General features: G+C 59.8%; 24 protein-coding genes and 1 tRNA gene. 2 read left to right on the forward strand and 23 right to left on the reverse strand.

Going from position 1 to position 25,228, the window contains the following annotated elements; genetic code table 11:
* Nucleotides 1-236: 236 nt before the first annotated feature.
* The 6 genes from B9G99_RS15725 to B9G99_RS15750 form a co-directional block, all read right to left on the reverse strand.
* Nucleotides 237-926 carry a type 1 glutamine amidotransferase domain-containing protein gene (locus tag B9G99_RS15725; protein WP_086623023.1) on the reverse strand — a complete coding sequence of 230 codons (690 nt, stop codon included), beginning with the start codon at nucleotides 924-926 and terminating at the stop codon, nucleotides 237-239.
* A 186-nt stretch (nucleotides 927-1,112) separates the two neighbouring features.
* A complete protein-coding gene (locus B9G99_RS15730; protein ID WP_086623024.1) occupies nucleotides 1,113-1,271 on the reverse strand; it encodes a metallothionein in 159 nt (52 codons plus the stop codon).
* Nucleotides 1,272-1,485: 214 nt separating this feature from the next.
* On the reverse strand, nucleotides 1,486-1,689 hold the full coding sequence (locus B9G99_RS15735) for a hypothetical protein (RefSeq protein ID WP_086623025.1): 204 nt from the start codon (nucleotides 1,687-1,689) through the stop codon (nucleotides 1,486-1,488).
* A 104-nt stretch (nucleotides 1,690-1,793) separates the two neighbouring features.
* On the reverse strand, nucleotides 1,794-2,624 hold the full coding sequence (locus B9G99_RS15740) for an undecaprenyl-diphosphate phosphatase (protein ID WP_086623026.1): 831 nt from the start codon (nucleotides 2,622-2,624) through the stop codon (nucleotides 1,794-1,796).
* Between the two features lie 284 nt (nucleotides 2,625-2,908).
* Nucleotides 2,909-4,459 carry a methyl-accepting chemotaxis protein gene (locus B9G99_RS15745; RefSeq protein ID WP_086623521.1) on the reverse strand — a complete coding sequence of 517 codons (1,551 nt, stop codon included), beginning with the start codon at nucleotides 4,457-4,459 and terminating at the stop codon, nucleotides 2,909-2,911.
* Nucleotides 4,460-4,611: 152 nt separating this feature from the next.
* Complete coding sequence (locus tag B9G99_RS15750; protein WP_174678771.1) at nucleotides 4,612-5,115, reverse strand: GNAT family N-acetyltransferase; 504 nt, start codon at nucleotides 5,113-5,115, stop codon at nucleotides 4,612-4,614.
* 180 nt (nucleotides 5,116-5,295) lie between these two features.
* On the opposite strand from B9G99_RS15750, the gene bla reads away from it, so the two are divergent.
* Both bla and B9G99_RS15760 read left to right on the forward strand, forming a co-directional pair.
* Nucleotides 5,296-6,189: a class A beta-lactamase gene (bla, locus tag B9G99_RS15755; protein WP_227875847.1), complete on the forward strand. Its 894-nt coding sequence runs from the start codon at nucleotides 5,296-5,298 to the stop codon at nucleotides 6,187-6,189.
* Between the two features lie 227 nt (nucleotides 6,190-6,416).
* Entirely contained in the window at nucleotides 6,417-7,952 is a 1,536-nt protein-coding gene (locus B9G99_RS15760; RefSeq protein ID WP_086623028.1) for a mechanosensitive ion channel family protein, read from the forward strand.
* Nucleotides 7,953-8,247: 295 nt separating this feature from the next.
* On the opposite strand, the gene B9G99_RS15765 is transcribed toward B9G99_RS15760, so the two are convergent.
* The 17 genes from B9G99_RS15765 to B9G99_RS15845 form a co-directional block, all read right to left on the reverse strand.
* A complete protein-coding gene (locus tag B9G99_RS15765; protein ID WP_227875848.1) occupies nucleotides 8,248-9,162 on the reverse strand; it encodes a restriction endonuclease in 915 nt (304 codons plus the stop codon).
* A gap of 1 nt (nucleotide 9,163) precedes the next feature.
* On the reverse strand, nucleotides 9,164-11,032 hold the full coding sequence (locus B9G99_RS15770; RefSeq protein WP_335617617.1) for an ATP-dependent helicase: 1,869 nt from the start codon (nucleotides 11,030-11,032) through the stop codon (nucleotides 9,164-9,166).
* The gene (locus B9G99_RS15775) at nucleotides 10,968-12,749 is read right to left on the reverse strand and encodes an ATP-dependent nuclease (RefSeq protein ID WP_086623030.1); all 1,782 of its coding nucleotides are present in this window, start codon (nucleotides 12,747-12,749) and stop codon (nucleotides 10,968-10,970) included. Before B9G99_RS15775 ends, B9G99_RS15770 begins: the two co-directional genes overlap by 65 nt.
* 1,151 nt (nucleotides 12,750-13,900) lie before the next feature.
* Nucleotides 13,901-14,098 (reverse strand): hypothetical protein, encoded by a 198-nt coding sequence (locus B9G99_RS15780; protein ID WP_086623031.1) that lies wholly within the window; start codon nucleotides 14,096-14,098, stop codon nucleotides 13,901-13,903.
* 601 nt (nucleotides 14,099-14,699) lie between these two features.
* On the reverse strand, nucleotides 14,700-15,497 hold the full coding sequence (locus tag B9G99_RS15785; protein ID WP_086623032.1) for a hypothetical protein: 798 nt from the start codon (nucleotides 15,495-15,497) through the stop codon (nucleotides 14,700-14,702).
* 74 nt (nucleotides 15,498-15,571) lie between these two features.
* Nucleotides 15,572-17,347 (reverse strand): DUF927 domain-containing protein, encoded by a 1,776-nt coding sequence (locus B9G99_RS15790; RefSeq protein WP_086623033.1) that lies wholly within the window; start codon nucleotides 17,345-17,347, stop codon nucleotides 15,572-15,574.
* A complete protein-coding gene (locus B9G99_RS15795; RefSeq protein WP_086623034.1) occupies nucleotides 17,344-18,471 on the reverse strand; it encodes a toprim domain-containing protein in 1,128 nt (375 codons plus the stop codon). Before B9G99_RS15795 ends, B9G99_RS15790 begins: the two co-directional genes overlap by 4 nt.
* Nucleotides 18,464-18,757, reverse strand: coding sequence for a hypothetical protein (locus tag B9G99_RS15800; protein WP_086623035.1), 294 nt, complete (start codon nucleotides 18,755-18,757; stop codon nucleotides 18,464-18,466). The genes B9G99_RS15795 and B9G99_RS15800 overlap by 8 nt, the downstream gene beginning before the upstream one ends.
* Nucleotides 18,750-19,007, reverse strand: coding sequence for a hypothetical protein (locus tag B9G99_RS16800; RefSeq protein ID WP_148663969.1), 258 nt, complete (start codon nucleotides 19,005-19,007; stop codon nucleotides 18,750-18,752). The genes B9G99_RS15800 and B9G99_RS16800 overlap by 8 nt, the downstream gene beginning before the upstream one ends.
* Before the next feature lie 455 nt (nucleotides 19,008-19,462).
* Nucleotides 19,463-19,717 (reverse strand): hypothetical protein, encoded by a 255-nt coding sequence (locus B9G99_RS15810; RefSeq protein WP_086623037.1) that lies wholly within the window; start codon nucleotides 19,715-19,717, stop codon nucleotides 19,463-19,465.
* Complete coding sequence (locus tag B9G99_RS15815; protein ID WP_086623038.1) at nucleotides 19,714-19,995, reverse strand: helix-turn-helix transcriptional regulator; 282 nt, start codon at nucleotides 19,993-19,995, stop codon at nucleotides 19,714-19,716. The genes B9G99_RS15810 and B9G99_RS15815 overlap by 4 nt, the downstream gene beginning before the upstream one ends.
* Before the next feature lie 205 nt (nucleotides 19,996-20,200).
* Nucleotides 20,201-20,395, reverse strand: a complete 195-nt coding sequence (locus B9G99_RS17320; protein WP_086623039.1) for an ogr/Delta-like zinc finger family protein — start codon at nucleotides 20,393-20,395, stop codon at nucleotides 20,201-20,203.
* A gap of 159 nt (nucleotides 20,396-20,554) precedes the next feature.
* A complete protein-coding gene (locus tag B9G99_RS15825) occupies nucleotides 20,555-20,992 on the reverse strand; it encodes an acetyltransferase (protein ID WP_086623040.1) in 438 nt (145 codons plus the stop codon).
* 16 nt (nucleotides 20,993-21,008) lie between these two features.
* A complete protein-coding gene (locus B9G99_RS15830) occupies nucleotides 21,009-22,334 on the reverse strand; it encodes a tyrosine-type recombinase/integrase (RefSeq protein ID WP_086623041.1) in 1,326 nt (441 codons plus the stop codon).
* A 46-nt stretch (nucleotides 22,335-22,380) separates the two neighbouring features.
* Nucleotides 22,381-22,457, reverse strand: a tRNA-Arg gene (locus B9G99_RS15835).
* Nucleotides 22,458-22,535: 78 nt separating this feature from the next.
* Complete coding sequence (locus B9G99_RS15840) at nucleotides 22,536-23,243, reverse strand: response regulator (RefSeq protein ID WP_086623042.1); 708 nt, start codon at nucleotides 23,241-23,243, stop codon at nucleotides 22,536-22,538.
* Nucleotides 23,233-25,167 carry an ATP-binding protein gene (locus tag B9G99_RS15845; protein ID WP_086623043.1) on the reverse strand — a complete coding sequence of 645 codons (1,935 nt, stop codon included), beginning with the start codon at nucleotides 25,165-25,167 and terminating at the stop codon, nucleotides 23,233-23,235. The genes B9G99_RS15840 and B9G99_RS15845 overlap by 11 nt, the downstream gene beginning before the upstream one ends.
* Nucleotides 25,168-25,228: the final 61 nt, after the last annotated feature.

A 25,228-nucleotide genomic window follows, 5' to 3' on the forward strand; every position in this document is an offset into this window, starting at 1 on the left:
TTCTCATGATCGAGGCATGATAAGACAGGCCCCTGGATGACGGCCTTTCATCACTCGAAGGACACCATCACATGAATCCGCGGTTAATCTTTATCCTGCTGGCGTTTCTGGGATTTACCATCTGGATACTGCTCGACAAATAATCTCCCCCCTGGAGACGACAAACCCTCTGAGGTAGTTGAAACAAAAAAAAGCCCCAACGCCAATGCATTGGGGCTTTTTGATCATTCAAGCCTTCAGCGCTTGAGGGACTGAAGCAGCTTTTCGGCCACGGCTTCCGAACTTGCCGGATTCTGGCCGGTAATGACCAGGCCATCGACGACAGCGAACGGGGCAAAGGCCTCAACCTTTTGATACTCCGCCCCGCGGTGCTTGAGCTCATCCTCCAGCAGATGCGGCACCACATCTGTCAGGCCCACGGCGGCCTCTTCCTCATTGGTAAAGCCGGCCACTTTCTTGCCCTTGATGACAAACTCGCCCTGCTCGTCCTTGAGATTCAAAAACGCCGTAGGCGCGTGACAGACCGAGGCAATCGGCTTTTGCTGGCGCAGGAAATCTTCCAGCAGCGCAATGGAGTCCTGGTTGTCGGTCAGATCCCACAGCGGGCCGTGGCCGCCGGGATAAAACACGGTGTCGAAATCCTCGGCACGCATGTCAGCAAGCCGTGCCGTATTGGCGATGCGTGCTTTTGCCTCATCATCGGCGTAGAAGCGACGCGTGGCCTCGGTCTGGGCGTCTTCGCCTTCGCTATTGGGATCGATCGGAGCAGCACCGCCCTTTGGCGTGGCCAGCACGATCTCGCAGCCGGCATCAAGAAAGGTGTAATAGGGTGCGGCAAACTCTTCTGCCCAGAAGCCGGTCTTGTGGCCGGTGTTGCCCATCTCGTCGTGAGAGGTCAGAACCATCAAAATACGTGCAGCGCTCATGCAGAACTCCTGTCAGCGTGGATTACCTCATGAGATGGTTGCGAGCAGCTGACTTATCAAGACCAGGTCCTCGGGCCATTTGTCGCAGGCCACACCTTGCAGTGGCCCATAAAAATGACCCCGCGGCGTATGGCCGAAGGGTCATGTCATGACAGGCCCGGTAAAAGGCGCCCTTTCAGGCGGTGATTACTCGCCGCAGCTGCAGTTGTGACCGCAATCCTTCGAGCCGTCGGCATGGCCGGTGGCACAGGCCTGGCAGCAGTAAAGCTCGCCGTCACGCTCAACGGCATTGTCTTTAACGTCACAGGTGCATTTCGGGCAGGCGCAGGTGGTTTGATCAGACATGACAAGACTCCTTTGAAGATGAACATGATCTTTTTAAACCTTGTACCTCCTATAAGGTCAAGGCGTATTTAACACATCTCAGCCCTCGCACGGAGTCGACCATGCTGCGGTGGTCAGGGGACTCTGCCTTCAGGCCATTGCTCATGCGCCACGGGGATCAAAAAGGCCCACCGGTCGGTAACCGGTGGGCCTGATGTCTGATGGCTGAAGGAGGTCAGCCCTCTTCGTTCAACCGCTGACAGTCTTCTTCGGCTTCCTCGCGAACTTCATACTCTTCGCTGACGTAGCGCTGTTGCTGATTGTCCCAGATGCGAAAGCACTCCAAAGGCATATCGTCGATTTCCTTTTGCTGCTCCCGGTTGGGGGCACCCTGTACGTGCGCGGTGGCGTGTTCGTGCACTTCATAGCGAGTCGCCATGCCTTCCTCCCTGATGGATCAATGACCTCAAAAGTGTGGTCATGAACATCATGGAACGCCACCGAACAGCACATTAAATCAGGCCACCGTCATCAACACGGGCATTACGCCTGCGCCGTGCTCCAGTCAACAATTCCGAAATACCAGGTCGCCAGGATCAACAGGCCAAAGGCAATGCGATACCAGGCAAATACCGCGTAGCTGTGGCTGGCAATGAACTTCAATAGCGCTCGCACCGTCAGCATGGCCACAATGAAGGTGGTGACAAAACCGATGGCAAAGATCGGCAGATCCGACAGGTGCAGAATGTCGCGATATTTCCACAGTGAATAGACCGTGGCGGCGATCATGGTCGGCATGGCCAGAAAAAACGAGAAGTCGGTCGCCGCCTTGCGTGAAAGGCCAAACAGCAACCCGCCGATGATGGTAGAGCCCGAGCGCGAAGTACCGGGAATCAGCGCCAGACACTGTGCCAGCCCGACCTTGAGCGCAAGCGGCCAGGTCATGTCATCGACCGTTTCGGCCTTGACGGGGTGTTCGCGCTTTTCTGCCCAGAGCATGACAAAGCCGCCGATCACAAGCGCCGTCGCGACCGTCACCGGATTAAAGAGCCAGTGCTCGATCAGATCCGCCAGCAAAAGTCCCAGAATGACGGCAGGAATAAAGGCCACCAGCACATTCAGCGCAAAGCGCTGCGCCTGTGGCTCGCGTGGCAGACCTCGAACCACCCCGATCACGCGCTCACGAAACTCCCACATGACCGCTAAAATGGCCCCCAGCTGAATCACGATCTTGAAGGCCGTAGCCGTGTCACCGTTAAAGTTGAGCAGATCCCCTGCAACGATCAGGTGCCCGGTACTGGAGACAGGAAGAAACTCGGTCAGTCCTTCCAGTATCCCCAGAACAAAAGCTTGCAGTGCGGCCAGAGTCAGCATGGTCATTCCATTAAACAGGATTAAAGGGACACACGGTTGCCGTAGCAGCCGCGAAAGCCGGTGTCCGGGAAAGCAGGGGGCCAGGCCGAAGTATTCAATATCTGAAGGCTTTGGTCTGGCCTACCCTCTCAAGCCCCGTCACATCAACGCCCTATGACTACGCCATGCGAAAAACATTCCCCCTGTCTGACACTAAAGTCGAAACGATCACAACGCTTTCTTAAGAGAGGTTATATTTCAACACCATAGCGGCCGAAATATCGGACCTGAACACCGCTCTGGTTTTACCGTACCAGCCTGAACTGACCAACGGCTGCCACCAGTTCATGTGCCTGGGTTTTCAGGCTGGCTGCGGCCGCAGCCGACTCCTCGACCAGTGCCGCATTCTGCTGAGTGGTTTCATCAATCTGGTTGACGGCCTGGCTGACCTGCCCCACCGTCAGGCTCTGCTCGCTGCTGGCTCCGCTGATGTCACCGACGATCTCGCTGACATGTTTGATGGACGCGACAATGTCGCTCATGGTTCGGCCCGCCTGATCCACCAGCACCGAGCCGCGCTCAACCCGCTGAACGCTTTCCTCGATCAGTGAACGGATATCCTTCGCCGCCTCGGCACTGCGCTGGGCCAGACTGCGGACCTCACTGGCCACCACCGCAAATCCGCGTCCCTGCTCGCCGGCACGCGCGGCCTCCACCGAGGCGTTAAGTGCCAGCAGATTGGTCTGGAAGGCGATGCCATCGATCACACCCACGATGCTGTTGATCCGACCGCTGCTGTCATTGATCTCACGCATTGTCTGCACGACCTGACCGACCACCTCTCCTCCCTCGGACGCCACGACACTGGCACTGGACGTCAGCTGACTGGCCTTGCGGGCATTCTCGGCATTTTGTGTCGCACTCGACCCCATCTCCTCCATGGAGGCGGAAGTCTGCTCGATGGCGGAAGACTGCACCATGGTGCGCTGGCTCAGATCATCATTGCCCTGAGAAATCTGTGCACTGGCCGAGGCCACGCTTTCGGCGTTGCGGCGCACGCTAACCACTACCTGCGAAAGCCCCTGCACCATCTGATTTTGCGCCATCAGAAGCTGGCCGATTTCATTACGCGAGCGCGCCTCAACGCTGACCGACAGATCCCTGGCGGCCACCGCTCTGGCCTGTTCAACTGCCTGTTTCAGTGGCCCGGTGATACCACGGGTAATCACCACCGCCACGACAATCGAGATCGCCACGGCCATTAGTGCCAGTATCAACGTGTTCAGCATCGCCTGATGATAATGGGACTCGCCGAGCGCCACACCGTCCTGGGCGGCGCTCAACTGAAGCGTGATCAACTCACCAATGGCATCACTGATCGGGTCAATGGCGGCATAAAGCGGTCCATCAATCGCCGCCAGCTGACCTTCGACCTGGCCGCTGACGCCCTGCAACACCTGCTCCACCTGATTGAGCGCCGTATCGGCGGCCGCAAACAGGGACTGGGCACGCGCTGCGGCTTCCGCCTCTTCAGGCGTCAGCGTCGTGTTCATATAGTCGGCCCAGTGATCATTGATGACCTCATGGGCGCTGCGCACGTTCTGCAACGCCTGCTCGGCTGTCATCAGACCGGCATTGGCCTTGTTGACGGCATCGATCACGTCCACCGCGTAGGCATCCGAAATCACCTTGAGGTCCTTCAGAGGAACGACCCGGTCGTTATACAGCGACAGCATGGCGTCGTTGACGCTACGAAGGCTCAGCGAGTTCAAGACTCCGCTGAGCACAAGAAACAGGACAGCGACAAAAAAGCCCAGCCCGATCTGCTTGCTGATAGAGAGATCTCTTATGGTCATTGCACCAATTCCGAGGGAGTTTTGAACAGCCATAGACTATGGACGGGCCCTCTTGATATCGGCACGACACCTCGATGCTTGACGTCGGAACAAGACTTTCGTTGCAGGGCTTTAAAAGGAGATCACCGGGCAGGAAACAGGCACACGACACATCATGACCACTCCTCCACCGTGATGGCGTATCGGTCATGGTCCCGCCACTGCCCGGCAATGTTGAGAAAGCGCGGCGAATGCCCCTCAAACCTGAACCCCAGCGATCTGATCAGCGCGATGGAGGCCGGATTATCGGGTTGAATGTTGGCTTCCAGCCGGTGCAGCTGGTGGTGGCCAAAGGCCTCGGAGATGACCAGTGACATCGCCTGTTTCATCAGGCCCCGACCGTTATATGGCGAGAACGCGTAATAACCGAGTGCCCCTGACTGAAAAGCGCCGCGCACGATGTTGTTGATGTTGATACAGCCGATGAGTTCGCCTTCGCTGGTACGAGCCAGATAGCTGACATTATGCTCCGACGAGTACCTCGCAACGTGCTGGGCAAAGCGATCTGAATCAGAAGGCGGATTGACCCACTCGCCCAGTAGCTCGCGGCTTCGCGCCACTGCCTCAAGAAACCGTGCCTCATCCTCGGGCTGAATTGGTGAAATGATCACACTCATGCTGTTGCACCCTCCTGTATCGATCATCAGGACATGACTTGATAGCCAGGACGAGCCTGTCGATCCATTAAAACGCTTTAATGTATAGCGCAGTCCCCATATCAGCCATCACAAAGCCCCTCACCTGTTTTCCATCGCCGCTTCGGGCTATGTTGGCTGCTTTATCCGAGGAGCATCTGCATGCCGCTGATCCATCGTCGACACCTGCTACGTATGGCCTCCCTGCTGCCGCTGGCAGCATTGCCCCTGCCCGCCCTTGCCAAAACGGCGGCGGCCGCGAGCGATCAGAAGATTCAGGACAGAATTCAAGCGCTGGAGGCCCAGCACGGCGGGCGGCTGGGTGTGGCGCTGATGAATGTGGGCACAGGCGCGGTGGTCAGCCATCGCGGCGACGAGCGGTTTTTATTCAACAGTACCTGCAAGGTCGTCATTGCCGCCGCCCTGCTGGCGCAGGTAGATAATGACAAGGCCTCGCTGGATCAGCGCATCGAGGTCAAGGCATCCGACCTGACCGGCTGGACACCCATCACCGAGCAGAAGCTCGGCAGCCCCGGCATGACCATTGCCGAACTGTGTCAGGCGGCCGTGGCTTGGAGCGATAATGCCGCCGCCAACCTTCTGATCGAACGCCTTGGCGGGCCGGAAAGCGTGACGGCCTTTCTGCGCAATATTGGAGATGCCACCACCCGGCTGGATCGAACCGAGCCTGCGCTGAACGAGCACGATCATCAGGGTGATGAGCGCGATACCACCACGCCGCTGGCGATGATGCAGACGCTTCAAACCCTTCTGCTGGGGGACGCTCTATCGCCGTCATCACGCCATCAGCTCGCCGCCTGGATGATCGAGGGCAAGACAGGAAATGCCCGCCTGCGCGCCGGAATGCCCGCCAACTGGCTGATCGCCGAGAAAACCGGCACCAACAGCGTTGGCAATGCCGCCGACATCGGACTTGCCTGGACGCCCGATCGCGGCGCGGTGATCGCTATCGCCTATGTCTATCTGCCAGAGGCCGACAAGGCGCAGCGTGATCAGGTCATTGCCGACATCGGCCGGCTGGCAGCAAGCGTCTGATCAGCGAGTAACGACAGGCTCAGCCGCGCCCGAAACCCGGCCACCTTCATATGATTGCCGCAGGTGGCCATGCGGCGTTAGCAGCGCGGCCCCGGTTTTAAAATTTGCCCCACCGCCCGCACAGGTCGCGCCGCTCGACTAGAGTATTCCCACATACAGCCGATTTTTGCGGCCCCGTCCCTTGGTACGCCCACGACAAGCCGCACCCAGCTCGACACAGGATCACTATGGCCGCCTCGCTTTCTCTCGCTTTTCATACCCGCCCCTGGCGCCATATCGCGATTATCGTGACGCTGCTGCTGGGTGCGCTCATCGCAGCCCCGAGTCATGCCGGCGATGAACTCTCCAGTGCCGCTCAGGTCCTGTCGGGTAGCGCAAGCGAGGCCGAGAGCAGCGCCAATACAGAGGCCCATGGCGGCATCGAGACCACCCCGAGTCCGCGCAAGGATCGTGACATTCAGGCCCGCATCGCCGGGATTTTCTCCGAGATTGACGGCCTTGATGCCGTCAACATCAGCGTGGTGCAGGGCGTGGTCACGCTGTCAGGAGAAACCGCCAACGAGAAAAAGGCCCAGCAGGCCATCAGCCTGGCCAGCCGCCTGACCGACGTGGTCACCGTCAATGACGCCATCAACCGCACGCTGAATGTGCAGGACAACGTCTCGACCGTCTTTCAGGAACTGACCGCGCAGGCAAAAGGGCTGATCAAGGCCCTGCCCCTGCTACTGGTCGGCATCGTGCTGTTCGCGCTCGTGACCTGGTTCGGGGTCTGGCTCTCACGGCGCCAGCGCCTGTGGCAGCGCCTGACGCCCAACCCCTTCGTGGCCGAACTGCTGTCCCAGACCATCCGGGTCATTTTCGTCATCTTCGGGCTGATTCTCGCGCTCAGCCTGATGGACGCCGAGACCATTCTGGGCACGCTGCTGGGCGGGGCCGGCGTGATCGGTCTCGCGGTCGGCTTTGCGGTCAAGGACACCATCGAAAACTACATCGCCTCATTGATGCTGAGCATTCGCCAGCCCTTTCGCGCGCGGGATCAGGTCGTGATCAACGGGCAGGAAGGCATCGTCGTGCGGCTGACTTCGCGCGCGACCATTCTGATGACGCTGGATGGCAACCAGCTGCGCATTCCCAACGCCGACGTGTTCAAGGGCACCATCCTCAACTACACCAGCAACCCGGAGCGCCGCTTCACCTTTGAACTGGGGGTGGATGCCGATGACGACCCGCTCGCCGCCATCAAGGTCGGGCTGGACGCCGTGCATCAACTGCCCTTCGTGCTGGAAGAGCCCAGAGCGATCGGCATTATCACGCAGGTAGGCGACTCCAACATCGTGCTCGAATTTCAGGTCTGGGTGGATCAATCCAACACCGACTTTTCCAGAGCGCGCAGCATCGCCATTCGCGAAACCAAGCACGCGCTGGAAGCCGCCGGCTTCAGCCTGCCCGAACCGATCTACCGCCTGCGCTTTAATGCCTCTCTTGAACAGGCGCTGGAGCGCTTTCAGGGTCAAAGCCCCGAGCGCTTGGGCAGTGACGCCCCCATGGCCACGGCTGATACCACCCCTGAAGCAAGGGGCGCACGCCAGAGTGATGACGCCCACCCTGCGCGTGCGCGAGCCAAACGAATTCTTCAGGACCCCGGCGCCGAGACGCTGTTCGACGCCCGGCCGGATGACAAGCTCAAGGAAAAGGTCGAGCAGGAAATTGCCCAGAATGCTGACGAGACGGATCTGTTGAATTCGCGGGCGCCGAAGGAGTAGTGCCAGGTGGGGTGGACTAATGGCAGCGTTGTGAGGTGGTAAGCAAAGGCTTATTAGCTCGAGGCAGGACTATAAAAACTATTTAATCGATTGATTTTTATGGGTTAAATAGATAAAGAAACAGATTTATATACCAGCGGGTATACCATGGAATGCGTTTGAAGAACCATACCTTTCCCTATGCGAAAGTTGGCCTCAAGGCGGCTTACGGGCAAAAGCAGGCTTTCGGTAAAGAGCCTCAATAAACAAACTTTTTGGCATTGCACCTTTTTTAGCAGCAGAATTTTTGTGTAAATCATTCGTGGTACAGCTTTAAATCGCGAATAGCAACAAACGCACGATTGGTCTCCGCAGCGCAACGTGTCTTCTCCTCTAGGACGTCGATCAACGAAACTTGACGTGAGAGGACTTCGAACAGGTCAAGCCCGTCGACGCAAATCAGATTAGTTTGCCGCCCGCGTGAAAACGCTTCCAGTCCACCGGCGGTGAATCCGGAATTGCTGACGAACAGACCCCGCGACCAAGACGCTTTACCAGCGACCTTTCCCGAGAACGTCATCAAGTCGGCGAAGCCAATCTGCGGCCCATGCCATTTGGCTTCAACCAAGTAGGTCTGCCCGTGCAGTTTGAAGCTGCCATCGATTTGCTCCCCAACGAGCCGAAACGCACCACGAGGCGCTAATCCGGAGCCAGCGAAAAGCTCATTCAGAAACCCCTCGAAACGAAGGCCACGCGCTTGTGGGTTCAGCTTCGTGATTTCGATGAGTTGCGTCGCCAGTTCCTGTGCTTTGGCCTTACTCAGCGACTCAGCCATCTGAGGTGGAGGTTCTTCGGCCTTTGGCTGGACGAAGCTGTTGAGGAAGCCCGGATCAAGCAACTCCGGTATCTTGAATTCCACGCTTGGGAGAAGACCGTTCAGACGATCGATTTCCGTCCGAGTCAGAGGGTTCCCTTTGCCGCGCCGGTAAGTCATCGCTTGCCGGACGATCGTGATTATCAACTTCGTGAAATGGGACCGCCGATACTCAAGCGTGGACGTCAGAAGCTGGACGATCGCCGGCCTCTTGCTTCCCGGAATCCACAGCTCACCGATGCCGGCCTGTGCCGCCGCCAGCGGAAAGGCCGTCTTGTTGTTTCCACTTCCCGGGAGGAAGTCGTAGAAAAGATCGGCCAAGTCTTCGACCGTCTGTGCTTCGCGGAATGAAAGCATGTTAGTCGTCCTCGGCCTCCTCTATGCGCGCTTCAAGCTCGTTCAGGAAGGGTGAGCGCCCCCAGTGCATTCTCCCGCGGCCCGTATCGACATAACCGGAATACAGCATGTGAATTTCATCGCGGGCGCGCGTCAGGCCCACGTAGAATAGGCGGCGGCTTTCCCGCCGTGCCGCAGGAAGTTCGTCGCGCCAAGGCAAGCTGCCGAAATCTAGCCCCACCATTATGACCACGTCGTACTCGCAGCCCTTGGCGGAATGCAGGGTCAGAAGGTTGAGGTGAAGCGGCGAGCCATCGCGACTGCCAAGGTTTGCGAGGTCGAGATCGGCTAGCGCGCCACCAACTGCGAGCGCAGTCGACATGCGTTCGACCTGGTCGGCCTGATCCGCGAGACTTGGCTCGGTTTCGATCAGCGCATCGAGCATTTCGTTGCGCAAGGGCGCGACAAAGTCGCGGGCAAGCCCATCATCTACTCTAAGCGACCACAGAAGGCGGGTAAGGCTTTGCAGCTCCGCGCGAGCCTTCTCCTCCGATATTCGGGCCTTATGAAAGCCAATCCAGCGATCCAGCAGGCCACGCAGTTGGGGGCGCGCCTCCCGCCACCCGCCCGCGCACCAAGCCGCACAGTCCTCGATCCAGCTCGTGAGCGCGACCTTGCGATAGGGCGCCGCCGTGTCAACCCGCACAAAGTCGAGGCCTGCCTTCGTAATGGCATCCGCAACTACGTTGCCGGCGCGATAGTCTCGATAGAGGATCGCGATGTCGCCGAGCGCCCGGCCGTGCTTGGCCGCAAGCGCCGTGGGAATGATCTCGGCGATCGCATGCGCTGCCTGCCCCTTCAGGCCGTCGTCGCATTCAACCATCGCGATAACAGCCTCGCGGTCCGGATCGTTCGACTGATAGCCGCGTGCCTCGCCCAGAGCCATTTCCGAGGCGCTGACAATGCTTGCAGCTGAACGGTAGTTCAGTTGAAGCTGTACCCGCTCGACATCGTCGCGTTCAGCCAGCTCCTGCAAAAGAGCTCCATCCGCGCCAGTGAAGCCGTAAATCGATTGGTCTGGGTCGCCAACGGCAAACAGGCGGACACCTCCGTCGAACGCCATCCGCTTGACGATGCGGTGCAGCGCCACGCCCAAGTCCTGATATTCGTCGACCGCTAGGACAGGAAACTTCGCCTGCATAAGCGGCAGCACCCAATTATGCTCCGATACCAGCCGCTCGCCGAAGATTACAATGTCATCGAAATCGATGAGACCTGTTCGCCGCAGTTCAGCTTCGTAGCTCTCCGCCCAAGCCGCAAGCTCCTCCTCAGCCGTCCAGTCTTCCGACGTTCGATCAAGGATCGACCGTCGATGGCGACCGAGCTCCATCGGCTTATAGGGATGACCTGCGCCGAAGAGCCTGTCGCCGATTCGACGCATTGCTTGATCGCTCTGCCGCTGCGTGGCAACGGCAAGGGGAAACGGCACCGGAAGATCGGCAAGACGACCATAAGGCATCAGCAGATGTCTCAGGCAGAAGCCATGGACAGTGCCGATGAAGAGGTTCGGCGCCTCCCGCAGGCCCAGCCGTTCTAGGCGGCGCGTCAGCTCACGCGCGCACTCTTGGCTATAGGTGATGCATGCCGCACCTCGCGGCGCGCGCACGTCCTCAGCCATGACCCTGGCAAGCTTGAGCACCAGCGTCTTGGTCTTGCCGCTGCCAGGGCCTGCGAGCATCACGCAGTTTCCCGTCGAGTCATAGGCAGCTTGCTGTCCAGGATTTCTGGCCAAATCAGCTGCTTGGGTAAGATATGCAGCGCTAACACTACGCAAGGGCATCGCGAATGTGCTCCAGCGCCTGCCGGATGTAGTCCGGGCACATATCTTCATCGACGTGTGGCGCTAAGGCCTGAGCGAAGCGCCCTTTACCGATCCGTTCGATGAGCTTGATCAAGTGCTTCTCATCAAGGGTGTTGGTATCGTCAACCCAGCCCTGGATCACCTCCCGGGTTTTATTGATCGATAGCTCCTCCTCGATGACATGCTGCATCGCTTCGGCAAGACCGCTGGTGAAGAGCTCCGGCTCGAGCGTATTGCTGTTAACGAAGTAGCCGAACGGTTCGGCGTGCGCGATCACGGCATCGGCGTCCAATGGATCGTAGTTTACGCCATCCTCGACCAGCCGCAGCACATTGACCAACCGTCGGCGAACTAGCGGTGGGCGTGCACCATTTGGATCCCGGTCCGTCAGAATAACGTGCGGTATATTTAGTCCCCTCGGCCCCAACAACTTCACGTAGGGCGTGAAGTTTGTGCCACTTACGGAGCAGACGGTGATGCCCAGCATATCGAGCGGGATGTCTAAGGCCTCGGCAAATGCAGGGATGAGAAACTTCTCGGCATCGCCTTCAACGAGGATCACGCCTCGCGCGAAGAAAATCTCACCACGGCTGACATCGATGTAACGTTGCAGATCAGCCTCATCGCGTGTCGTCAGGGGCGCTGTGGCCGTGGACACTACAGTTGTCGCCTCCTCGCCTGCGTTATGCCGGAGCAGGACGATCGAGCGGATCGGGGTCACGCTCGCGATATGCGGCGAATGCGTCGTAAGGATGTTTGTGAGCGGCGGCGTGTCTTCCTCCCCGTCCCCAGCCCCGCCGAGGAAGTATCTGTAGACGAGCCGCTGTACATGCGGGTGAAGGTGCGCTTCGGGCTCTTCGACCACGAAGAACGTATGGTCGCGCTCGCCATCCGTGACCAGGCGATCAAGCTCAAGGCTTTTCAGCGCTAGGAAAATCAGATTAGCGGTGCCGAGGCTGGCGTCGCCAATGCCGCGCGCACCATTGTCGATCAGAAGCCGGAGGCTTCGCAGCAAAGCATCGACGCGGGTTGGCGCAAGACCAAGCGTGAGTGGAACGGCATGCTGCTCACCTGCAACAGCGATCAGACGTTCGCTGATGCGCCGCGCGGTGGCAACCACTTCGGCATGACCAGCAAGCTCGGCTTGCGCCTCGCTGACCTGCTGCTGGATTTCGTCGCGCGCGTCTTCGTCCAGCGAGGTCGCCAGCTCCTCGATGAGAGGCCTCAATGGCGAGTTCCGCCAACTCGACAGGTCCTTCTCTGCGTCGCGCAGCGCAACCTGTACGTCGAGCGGCAGCATCCGGCGAAAGGCCGAGCCGATCGACATATCGGGGTCGTCGCCGCCGAAAATGATGTACTCGTAGTCGGCCAGGCTCTCAGGCTCGCGGGCGAGATTTGCCTTTGGCTGAAAGCGGTATGTCAGACGAGCGACCATGGGTGGGCCCGGATCGACCACGCAGTCATTGAGATGCGCCATCAATCGCGGATTGTCTGTAAAATCAGTCAGATCAACTGAGATTTCGATGGTCTCGCCAAGTTTTTCCTCGCCCAGCCCATCCCAGAAATGTTCGAGTCCGAGCAGGCGGTCGCGTTCCGAAAGTCCCGGATCCAAGACCAACTGCAGGGCGCGAATGAAATTGCTCTTGCCGACCTTGTTCTCACCGACAATAACAATGCTCTCGCCGGTCTCGACGTCAATGTCCGAGAAATTTGCGAAATTGCTTATTTTTATTCGTGAGATGCGCAAATGTCTCTCCTCTGATTACATATTTTACTGTTTTGCACACTGTTATAGCCATTATCTAGACTGCATGCGCAGTTATATCTATCGATCTCGCCAGTAGCGTCCCTGTGTGCCTTTAAGGACGCTTGTATTAACAGCAAGTGTCCGCTTTGGGTCGTAACCGGTCAGCTTGCATGCCTTCTCATGACCCTACTGATGGCTTAACCCCTCAGTTACGATGAGCCCTAGACTTCTATGCTCATTTATAGGGTTGATCCACTTAGCACCCCGACCATCAATCTCTCTTCCAATTCTCTTCCCACAGCGCGCTGTCGACTCCCCGCCCCGCCTGCGCGCTAAATGGGTCGGTTTTATTGCACCCTTGCAGTGCCTGCTGGGCCGCCCCAGTGCTGGGCCGCGCAGTGGTTTTGGGGCCCGAAAAAATTACGCGTTTTCTTGCATTTCACACCGCCGTTGGAAGGTGGTGTGGGGTAAAAAAGCGGCTTTCTGGCCACCATGCCGGCCCCTGCCTCAAAAAGGGTGTCTCCTGTGGTGCCCTGCAAGCTCTTGTGGTCTTTTCAGCACAATATTCGAGCGCGCTGATTAAGTAAAGTTGTGTAACGATGAAGTGAGACAAAAGCAGCATTCATCACGACCCTTTTTCGCTCGCCAGAATGACATGATTACGCCCCGATCCAGCCCTTTCTGGCCTCGCTCTTGTTAAGACTGATTCCCATTCCCCTGATACGTTTTCACACTTGTGATTTTTGAGTGGGAACACCGGGAACAGTGGGAACAAGGCTCAACCATGCGGGTTCCAGCGTGGGAACATTGTTCCCACTGAAAAATCGAGTGGGAACAGAAACGGGCAAAAAACCCCCTATATGGGTAGGTGTTCCCGTTTGTTCCCACTTTTTAGTGTCTTACCGGGAACAAGCGAGCCCGCCTGTGGCGCGGCTTCCAGCGAGGTGTTCCCACTGTTCCCGCTGTTCCCGGTCGTTTTCAGGTTCCTGTGAAAACCTTCCTCACCGTTCCAGCGCTCGATGAGGGTCGTCTGGCTATCATCACCGCCGTTTTGGCGATCCTTTCCTCTGGCAAGCGAAAGGGGTTTGGGTCGTGGCCACCATACAAAAAGCCCCGCACATGGCGGGGCTTTTTTGTATCAATGATCATTATCAGACGGCTTTATCGTCGCTGTCTTCATCCTCACGGCGGGTCAACTGCCCTTCCCGGTTGCGAAGGTTTGCTTGAGGGGTATTTGTCTGCGTGTACTCAACCTGTGTGCGGCTGTTGGTCTGGCGATGATCTACATAGTGAAGCAGTGCAAGCTGTGCGATCAGAAAGCCACAGCAGATCAGAATACCTTTCAGCATGTCTTTTCTCTTGGTTCAGGAAAGGGGTGACAAGGCTCATAACGTTAACCCATCCATATCAATGTTCTCCAGTCAGACCGTGATAAACCTCGCTCGCCAGAATGAAATGATCACGCCCCTATCCAGTCGATTCTGGCCCCTCTTTTGTTGAGACTGATTCCCATTCCCCTGATACGTTTTCACACCTGTGATTTTTGGGTGGCAACACTGGCAACAGTGGCAACAAGGCTCAACCATGCGGGTTCCAGAGCGGCAACACTGTTGCCAGTCAAAAAGTCACTGGCAACAGAATGAGGATGAAACGCCCCTATATGGTGTGGTGTTGCCAGTTGTTGCCACTCTTTAGTGATTTACTGGCAACACGTCAGCCCGCCTGTGGCGCGGCTTCCAGCGATGTGTTGCCTTGTTGCCACTGTTGCCACTCGATTCAGGTTCCTGTAGCAATCCTTCCTCACGGTTCCGACCGCCAATGAGGATCGTCTGGCCATCCTTACCGCTGGTTTTGCCGATCCTTTCCTCTGGCGAGCGAATGGGTTTGGGTGTCCCCTGCCAAAACGCAAAAGGGCCGCCCGAAGGCAGCCCCTGTTGGCATGACTCGTTTTCAGTGGGTCTGCTGACGCTGCGATTCCAGCTCCCGCGCCCGCTGCTGAATGCTGTTTTTTGGGCCGTTGTATTGCTGCTCGCAGGCCAGTAGTGGCACGACACGCAGCACGGTCAGGCTTTCCGGTGCTGCTGGCGTCTCCTGCTCCGGATCGATCCGGCGGGTCAGCCCCATCAGACGTTCGGCCAGCTTCTGCTGGAAGCGCTTTGCCAGCTCCTGCTCAACCCGGGCGCGGTGATCAGCGGGACCATGCTCCTGATTGTTCGGCTCACTCATCACATCATGATCGGTCTTGCGCTTGACCTCCGGCAGCAGCGACAGCAGATGCCGCCCTTCGGGCAGATCCAGCAGCGCGGCGGTGGCCTTCTCGAAGGCCTGCTCGACCTCTAGCCCCCAAGCTTGCTGCTGCGCACCCTCATACTGACGGCGGGCGTCGATCACGGCGATGTGCTGCTCGATCAGCGGCGCCTGCAATTCGCCGGCCATGGATTCCAGCTCTTCGGCGGTCTCGCGGCTTTCACTGACCGAGCGTTTGATTTGCCGAATCTCCTTGATCAGCTCACCGTTGCTCTCGCGCAGCAGATCGCGCCAGCGGCGATCGTTGCTATCGGCTTCTTCCCAGGCCGCTGCTGCGCCCTTGCTGAAGCGCTCGACGCGCTGTTGCAGGTCGGTCAGCATCTCGCGTTGGCTCAGGTACTCATTTCGGGTCTGTTCATGTCGGGTCATATGGCTGGTCATGGGGGCAGCTCCTTCCTGTGTGGTGGCTTTGGTCGTGGTCTGGGCGTTGGCAGCAGTCATGGGGTGTCTCCATGTGGTGGATGAGGGGACGACCCAAGGGCCGCCCCGGTTTGCGGGGGTAAAGGTGAGCCGGTTCACTGGGCGCCGCCCATGGGCTCCAGTTTGTCGGGGTCGATGACAAAGAAGCGGGCACTGCCGCCGCCGGGCAGGCGGTAGTTCTTCTGTTTACGCCCTTCATCCATCCGGGCCAGCACGTCATGCGTGCCCAGGGTGCGAAGGATGCGGTCGCGGCTGTAGCCCTCGACGGCCTCGACCAGTGCGGCGCGGTTGAACAGATAGAGCCTTCGCCCGTTGTCGATCTCATAGAAACCGGCCCGGTGCGAGACATGGGCGGCCATCTGGGCATTCACATCGGAGAAGCGGCTATCGCCGTGCAGGGCGATGAAGTCGGCCAGCGCGGTCAGTATCTGCCGGTCTTCGGCGTTCCCGTCGCCGATGGTGGCCAGCCACTCCATGAACAACAGCCGGCAGGCATGGATGGCCGTTTCCGGTGGCCACGGCAGGATCTCCCATTCACTGGCCAGTTCCCCGGCCAGCGCCATGACCGCAAAGCGATCCGCCACACGTCCGGCCTGCGAGCTGGTGACGTTGAAGCGCTTTCTGATCTCGCCAAAGCGCCACGGCAGGCCGTTGGCCACGTCTTCCTCGATCAGGTGTTCCACCAGTGCCGGGCCGGCGTGGCCGTAGTGGCGAGAGACCGCCCCGGTCAGGATGCGGTGGAAGGTTTCGCCGTCCATGCCGTGCACGTCGTCAAAGGCGCGGTATTTTCTTGTGCCGGCGTTGATGTCCACCATGCGCAGTTCGGCGCCGGCGTGGGCCGTGCTACCCCCCATTGCCGCGTGATCGGAGAGCGAGCGCTCGCCGCTGGAAAGGGCCAGCAGACGCCAGTAGTTTTTGGGCCGGCCTTCACGCTCGCGTGTCATGGTGCCCTTGCCGGTGCCGTTGGCAATCGCGTAGGCGTGGCCTTGTATCTGTTTGGGGCTGGCCCGGCTCATCTCGTCGTTGATCATCACGGTGTCATTGCGCGATGACGCCTCGATCTCGACCCCGCCGCCGGACATGTCCCACGACACCTTGAAGCGATCCGGTGGTCCCCAGATCGTCGCGGCCACGTCCTGCGCCAGTGATTTGCCGCTCGATGAATCTCCCACCAGATGAATGCCGCCGCCGTTGACGCCCACCTTTTTCAACAGTGGGCCAGCGAGTGCGCAGCAGACCGACAGGATCAGCACCGGGTTGCCCAGGCATGGCGTGGCCACCTCTTGCTGCCATGCTGCCAGACTGCCCCGGGTATCGAAGATTTTCGCCTCGCGCCCCGAACTCTGGAAGCGTACCCGGGTGCTGCCGATGATCCGCTCGGGCAGCACGAAGGCGCCGCTGCGCTCATGCCAGCCGGGCCGGGTGGTGGTCTCCAGCACCACATCTGGGGTGTGGTGGCTGGCCACGAACGCCGGAATGTACTTGCGGTGGTGATAATCGACGATCAGCCCCTGACGCATCAGCGGCTTCAAGACGTCATCGCCCTTGCCGGCCAGCGCCTCCATGGGAATGACATATTCCAGTTCCCGGCCCCGGTGATAGAAGCGCACCAGCCGCCCGATGCTGCCGTCGTCGCTGTCGATGGTCTCGGCCTCGATATACAGCGGCGAGCAGATCCACAGATCGAACGGCTGCCCGGGTTCATCGGGGGACGTCTGCTTGATGCCGTGATACCAGGTGCCGGCACGATAGAGCCGACCGTCGATATTCACCGGGCCGTCATAGGTGGCAAAGCCGGGGCGCTGGATGCCTTCACGCTCGGGCACATTGGGGTTGCCCACCAGTGAGAGGTGCGGTTCGTGGTTGCTCATTGGGCACCCCCTGTCTGGCCAGTGCCTCCGGCCTTGCCGGTGCCTTTCTTCTGGCGAGCGTGGGGTTTGCGGTGCTCCTCTGGTGACTGGCCGGCCTGCTGTCGGTCGCGGCGGCGTTCACCGTCGATGCGCTGCCGGTGCCAGCAATACAGGTCGTTGAAGTCGGTAGCGTTCTCGGGGGCGCCCTCCGGCCACTTGGGGTAGAGCACCAGTGCGCCGGCGGCGACCGCGGCGTCGTTGGCCATCTTCCTGCCGGGGTTGCCCTCTGTCTGACGGTCGTCGTCACCGGCGATCACCAGTTCCAGCGAACCGTTGAGCGCCCTTTTCATATAGAGCGCCACGGCTTCCAGATTGCCGGCGTTCATGGCGCAGGCCACGGGATCGCCGGTCAGCCGGTGCAGGGTGGCGCCGGTGGCCCAGCCCTCGCAGACGAACAGACGCCCGCCGGGGATCAGATCCCCGATCAGCGAGTAGGCGCCGGTCACGCGACCGCCTTTCAGAAAGCGCTTGCGCCCGTTGGGCATGATCCATTGCAGATTGACCAGCTCGCCCTCGGCGTACAGCGGCACCATCAGCCAGCCACGACCGGACTGGCGCAGGTTATAGACCGACAGCTTTTTGGCGATCAGGTACGGGTGGTGCTTATTGGCCGGTCGGGCGCTGTCCCAGTAGCGCCGGGCACGTTCTGCGGCGGCCTCACGGTTGCGGGCCTGCTCCTGCTCCATGGCCTTCTGGCGGGTGTCGAACGCCTCAATGGCAGCGGCGTCCAGCACCGGCGAGGAATGCACAGGCATACCGCTGCGGGCAGGCCGGAACACACCGAGCCCCAGCCGGGCATCGATCTCCATGGCGGCATCGACCTGTCGGCAGCCGCGCAGGTAACTGAGAAGGGACACCAGATCACTGCCCCGGGCGTCACTGTCGGCAAAGTCGTTCCACTTGCCGCTAGACAGCGACACGCCAAAGGAACCGGCGTGACGATCCCCCCGAACGGTATTGCGGGCCTGCCATTCGCTGCCCTGTCGCTTGCCTTCGGGCAACCATTCGGAGAGCAGCAGCTCGGCGTATTCAAGGGCCACCGCGCTGACGCGGCGGATCTTGGCAAAGGTCTCATGCTCAGCCATGGGACACCTCCCGGCTGTGCGCACGGCCCGCGATATTCATCAGGTCGTCAGCGTCGTTGAGCAGCAGATAGGCGGCGTGGGCGATGCTGGACAGGTCGCGGCCATCGATGGCACCGCCCTTGCTCTCACCGCCCAGGGTGGTGACGGTAAACAGCATGTCGCGGGCTGCCGACAGGCGCAGACCGGCGCAGTCGTGCAGCTCTTCAAAGCTGGCGTGGCGATCGATCAACAGCGCCGGGCGCTTTTGGGTCGGATGAGCGGTCAGCGGGACGTATTGCTCAGCCACGGGCCACCCCCTCACCGATCAGGTCATTCAGATCAGAGAGCAGGTCGGTGTAATCGGTAGCAGAAATGGCGCCCAGCGTGTGGGCCATGCGGGCCATGCCGACCAGTTCGGCAAACTGCTCGGAACGGCGGTTAACGCGCAGCTCGATCAGGCGTGAGCCGATCAGGGCGATGGCTTTCTGGGAAGCGGGGATTTCAGATTGAGCGGGATTTTCAAGACGTGCGGACGCACTGAGGGCGTGATGTGCCATGGGACTGGCTCCTGTTTCATTCGAGGAACCGTCACCACTGTCGCCAAACAGTTGGGTGACGGACTGCACAGGGTTGGCGAACCGGAGAAACAGGAATCCGGCAGACCCAAAGGTCTCCCCGCGCAGCCCGCCATAACGACGCATTACGGGCACAAAAAAAGCGCCTGCAATGAGTTTATGGGCGCTACTGCGCCTGCTTCTAAACGGGTCGCCAAACCCGGTCGCAGATTTTGCTGCGACCCTTTCATCATAATCAGACCGGCCAGGACGTGGCAAGCCATGCCGGGACAATTTTGTAGCGGTGGCCGGTGCCGGATCTCGAAAAAAGTGCCCGGCAGCCCGTCGTGTCTCGGTTTTTTCGCGTGTCATGGGCACAAAATCTCCCCAACCCCACCCGGTGACTACCGGGCAGCGGTGAATATTGATCAGTTCAGAGGGTCAGGCGGTGGCGCGGCCTAGCAATCGGTCTCGATGCTGGGGCCCCGGTGCAGATCGGTCAGCAGATGACGGTTCGCGGGGTGTTCGGCGTGATGGCCGGGGGCGTTGCCTTCCTTGTGCTGCATGACGGACACAAAGCGCTCACTGCCGCCGCGCACGATCTCGCGGCCCGGCAGGTTGACGGCGCCGGTGAGGGCCGAATCCATCGACTCCATATCCGCTTCGGTAAAGTCGATGCTCTGATTGCCGATTTTCATGGTGAAGCGTTTCATGCGCGGGCCTCCGGTCGGGCAGTAGTGTTCAGGGCATTGTTGCGCTGGGCCAGTCGTTCGGCGATCCAGCCGTCGATCTCTTCTTCCAGCCAGGCGACGCTGTTGTCGCCAATCGGCACGGGCGCCGGGAAGGTGCCGTCGCTAACACCCTTGTAGATCGATGAACGGCTCTTGCCGGTCTTGAGCTCCACCTCACGACGGCGCAGCAGGCGGTTGCCCAACTGGATGCGCTCGACGTGCCGGCAGGCGCTGGTGGTGGATGGTGTTGATGCCGTCATGGGCGTTTCCTGTCGTAGTTGATTCGAGCGGCGCAGGTGCCGCCGGGGACAGGATCAGCTTGCCAAGGGATGGTGGGGACTTCGAGCAGCGCGTGTTGTAAAACCGGCCTTTACAGTAGAAACGGCAGAACGAGGCATGCACATGGCCACAAAAAAACCGCGACGGCGGCAGCAGTCGCGGTTAAATCGTTTGTCAGTGCCAATTTTAGCCGGTCGTCCGGTTTTCACTGTTGGCACTGTCGTTCACGGTTTGGACAGTAAAATCGCCTCTACAGCGGTAATCACACGCAGAGTGCGAGCATTCCAGGTAAAAGCGTGAATAGTGCGGGTGAAGCCGCCGGCTGGTGCGAATACGCATACGGCTGCCGCAGCGTTCACAGTGCAATCCCAGTCCTTGCATGGTGTTTATCCAGTAGTTCGCCTGTGTGTTGCCGGAACGCAAAGCAGTGCTTCTGCCTTCCTGAGCGGGCCTGTCCCGCCTCACCAACTACTGTATAGAATACTGTATAAATAACCAATATGGAAAATTAACAAATGTTGTATAAATCAGGGCGCATGCTTATAGCGATAGCTGCATATGAAGGAGCGGATAGGGCTTGCCTTGACCATCAAGCGGTGAACGACCGATCACCGTAAAGCCCAGGTGCTTATAGAAACCCAGTGCCTGCTCGTTCTGCTCGTTGACGTCTACCTTGGTGACACCTTGGGTGCTTATTACATGCCGGGCAAGTGACGCTCCGACACCTTGGCCGCGTGCTTCCGGTGCGATGAAAAGCATCTCGATATTGCCATCGCTTACACCGCAGAATCCCAGAATTTTATCGTCATCGCTCTTGGCCACGCTCAGGCTGACGGCCTTGAAATACTCATTCAGGATAAGCGGCTTCAGTTCAATGAGGTCACTCTCAGCCAGAAAATCGTGCGTCGCCCGAACTGAGGCCTCCCATATCTCTATGAGCTGCTGATGCTCTACATTTGCTGCGCTCTCGACCTTCATCAATCGCTCTCCTGCTTCACCCGATTTTTCGAATCACAAAGCTTTCGAGCCTGTCTGCCCAAGCTTGCATCATGGCCGGCCTTTGCTCCGGTGCCATATGCTCGGCATGGGTATAAACGCCCTGAATGCCCGGCAGCTTGTGCGAGAGCTGCATCTCGATCCACTCCCCCGGATATCCCATTTCCTTAAGGCCGGTAGCGATGGTGTGGCGTGTGCCATGGGGAACGTGAACACCTTCAAATCCCATGCGCTTCAATGCCATCCCAAAAGCCATATTGGACATGGGCCGGGTAATGTCGTTGCGACCGGGAAACAGCAGCGTATGGTGCCCAGTGATGCGGTGCAGGTCGTTAAGCACTTCCAGCGCCTGTGTGGGCAAAGGCACGTTGTGATCCTTGCCCATCTTCATGCGCTCGCCCGGTACGCGCCATATGGCCTTCTCAAGATCGAACTCTCGCCAACAGGCCTGCCTCAACTCACCGGGCCTGACAGCGGTCAGTAGAAGCAGTTTCAGACCATATTTCACCAGCACGTTGCCCTGGTATCGCTCGATGGCTTCTACCAGTTCGGGCAGCTCCTGCTGTGATACGTGGGTCATGTTGCGCTTTTTACCGCGCTGGAGCGCCACGCCCAGATCATTGAGCGGATTATTTGCCGCCCTGCCCGTCACGACAGCCAGCCGGTAAATATCCCGGCAGAAGAAATGCACGCGGCGTTTTTGTTCGTGCTTGCCCTGCCCTTCCAGCTTTCGAAGGATCTCCAACCACTCCATGGGGGTAATGTCGTTGATCGGACGATCTCCCACATACGGGAAAACGTGATTTTCCATTACCGACCAGCTCACCTTGGCCCGATTGGAGGATGCTTTCCACTGCTGCACCTTGCCGCTGTGCCACTCTCTGGCCAGCGTACGGAAGTGATCGGCATCCGGGTTTTCCCGCTCTTCTTTTTCGGTCTGACGCTGTTTGGCAGGGTCAATACCCTGGGCGATCAGTCGGCGGGCATCTATGGCTTTCTCACGGGCCTCTGCAAGCGTCACGGTGGGATAGTTGCCAAAGCTCATCATATTGCGCTTTTTGGTGTCGTCGGGCCGGGTATAGCGAAAACGCCAGGCCTTGCGACCATTGGGCTTTACGATGAGCTGCAAACCGTCGCCATCGGATAGCGTCACGGTTTTCTCGGATGGCTTGGAGGCCTCTATTTTCCTGATGGTAAGCGGCACAGTGGTATACCAAGAAGATTCTAACAAGGGGGTTATACCAAACAATATACCTTTCGGGCGCTGGATTGGGTAGGAACAGACAGGAACGGGGAGGCCTTGAAAGCGCTGTTTTTGCAGCATTTTCAGGGGTTTAAAGGACTGGGGAGGAATGCTTGGGAAGGGTCAGTGGCGCCCGAGGCAGGACTCGAACCTGCAACCCACGGCTTCGAAGGCCGTTGCTCTATCCAATTGAGCCACTCGGGCAGTGATGCATTGCGCATCAACGGTGCCCATTCTAACGGCACAGGGCCGGCCTGAACAGGGGGAATTTTCATTGTCTTTTCAAGGTGCTGGGTCACCCTCTACCATCAGGCGGTAGCCGATGCCTGCTTCGGTCTGAATCAGTGAGGGCGTGCGCGGGTCGTCGCCTAGCTTCTGACGCAGTCGGCTGACCAGAATGCGCAGGTAGTGGGTGTTGTGTTCAAACACCGGCCCCCACAGTTCGATCAGAAGCTGCCGGCCGGTGACAATCTGCCCCGGGCTCTGTGCCAGACGCGCCAGAAAAGCGTACTCGCGTGGGGTCAGGTGTAGCACTTCACCACCCCGGCTGACCCGGCGTTGCACCAGATCGATCTCGATGTCTCCGGCCTGAAGCTGAGTCGGCAGCGGCTGCGCCCCGCCACGCGCACGCAGCGCGACCCGAATGCGCGCCAGCAGCTCACGAATGCCAAACGGCTTGGTGACGTAGTCGATGGCACCGGCATCGAGCGCGGCCACCTTCTCCTCCTCGCCTTCGCGGACCGACACCACGATGACCGGCGCCCGGCCCTGCCACTGCAGCGATTTGAGCACCTCCTGGCCGTCCATGTCGGGCAGCCCCAGATCCAGCAGAATCAGATCGAAAGCGGTCTCCCGCGCCTGCTCGACTCCTTCTCGCCCGCTGGCCGCTTCGACGATGGCAAAGCCCTGGGAGCCCAGGCTGATGCGCAGAAACCGGCGAATCTCGCGCTCGTCATCAATGATCAGGATGCAGGGGGTATCAGTCGTCATGCTCGAATGCCTCGGGCGCCTCGATCAGGGGCAGGCTGATGATAAAGGTGGCACCGCGCCCGTTGGGGCCGTCGGTCACTTCCACCTCCCCACCGTGAGCGCGCACCATGCTGCGACAGATGGTCAGCCCCAGCCCGCTGCCGTGGGGGCCGGCGTCCGTTTTTTCACCGGTAAAGAAACGCTCGAAGATACTCTCGCGCAGCGCCTCGGGTACGCCCGGGCCTTCATCCTGAATGCACAGGCATATGCGCTCGCCATCGGTGTGGCCGGTCAGGATGATCTGCCCCTGCTCCGGTGAGAGTCGAATGGCGTTTTCAAGAATGTTGACCAGCGCCTGTTCGATCAAAGCGGCGTGCACCTGCAACAGCGGCAGGTCGTCTCCCCAGTCGCGCACGACATGCACCCGACCAAGCGCCCGGCCCAGTCGTGTCAGGGCCCCCTCGAACAGATCGCCGGCAGCCACCCAGTCGCGCTTGATCGACAGGCCATGCCCCAGCCGCGTCATGTCGAGCAGGTTCTGAATGTAGCGATCCAGCCGCTCGCTCTCTCCCAGAACCGCCTCGAGCAGTTCCTTGCGGTCATCCAGGCTCAGACTGTCATCGAGATCGCGCAGGGTACTGGCAGAGCCGATGATCGAGGCCAGTGGCGTGCGCAGATCGTGAGACACCGAAGAGAGCAGCGCCGCACGCAGGCGCTCGTTGCCCTCGGCCAGACGCGCATCACTGAGTGCCTCTACCAGCGCCACGCGGGTCAGCGCGGCGCCAAACAGGCGAAAGAGCGTATCCAGCAGCGCCGGCTCACGCCGTTCACGGCCAGGGCGGCGCTCATCAATGGCCATAGCCACCACGCCCAGCACGCCGGAGGCGTCCACCAGCGGCACCATCCGCCAGCGCTGCTCATTGAACATGGCAGTCCCCGGCCCGCTGGGTTCGGCGTGGTGATAGCTCCAGGTTGCGGCTTCGATCGATGCGGCATCCAGTGCCGGATCACCGGGGTGCGCGGCACTCACGGTCGGGATAACGGCCGGGCCCTCACACTCCAGAAAGGCACAGGGCAGTGACCAGTCGTGCGCCACGGTGGAAACGATGATCTCGCGGATTCGGGCGCGATCCGGTGCGGCCGACAGGGCCCTGGCGGTAGTGAGCAGTTGTCGAACCTGATGGCGACTCTCTCGCAGTGCGGTCATGCGGCGTCTGAGGGCGCCACCGAGCTGGCCGCCGATCAGGGCCACCAGCAGAAAAAGCCCGACCGTTAAAAGCTCGCCCTGCTCGATGATCTCGAGGCTAAAGCGCGGGCTGGTAAAAAAGAAGTTGTAGGCCAGCGCCGAGAGCAAGGCAGCCAGCATGGCGGCCCGGGCACCGGCAGCAACGGCCGTGACCAGCACGGCGCCGAGAAAGATCATCGACAGATTGGCCAGATCCATCTGCCGTGCCACCAGCCAGGCCATCATCAGCGCCAGCGCGACGCTGCCCAGCGGCCAGTACCATTCGCGCCGGGTGGGCCGCGACCAGCGCAGCCATGGCCGGCGGCGAGCGGCGGGCGTCCCGGCGACCACCACAATGTCCAGGGTCTCGACCGAGCTCAGCACATTGTCCCTGACGTTCACGCGCGGCCAGTACCACGGGCGCCGGGCCGCGCGGCCGATAATCAGCGAGTCGGCGCGACTGCGTCGGGCGTAATCGGCCAGCTCGTCATTGACCCGCTCACCGGTCAACACGCACCACTTGCCGCCGAGCAGACCCACCTGATGCGACAGGGCTTCCAGCACGGCCGGCGGTGTCGGCCGGCGTGGGGTCTCGACATGCACGGCCTGCCAGCCTGCCCCGCGACGGCGGGCAATCTGCGCCGCCGTTCGAATCAGCGCCGCGGCGTCCATGCGCCCGGGCACGGCCACCAGTACCTGTACATTTTCCGATCGATCCATGACGCCAGTCCCTGTATCACCCTACCCCTTGAGTGTGCACCCATGCCCGCACGCACCCAAT

Origin of the sequence: Kushneria konosiri (assembly GCF_002155145.1) — a bacterium.
In the GTDB taxonomy this organism is placed as follows: domain Bacteria; phylum Pseudomonadota; class Gammaproteobacteria; order Pseudomonadales; family Halomonadaceae; genus Kushneria; species Kushneria konosiri.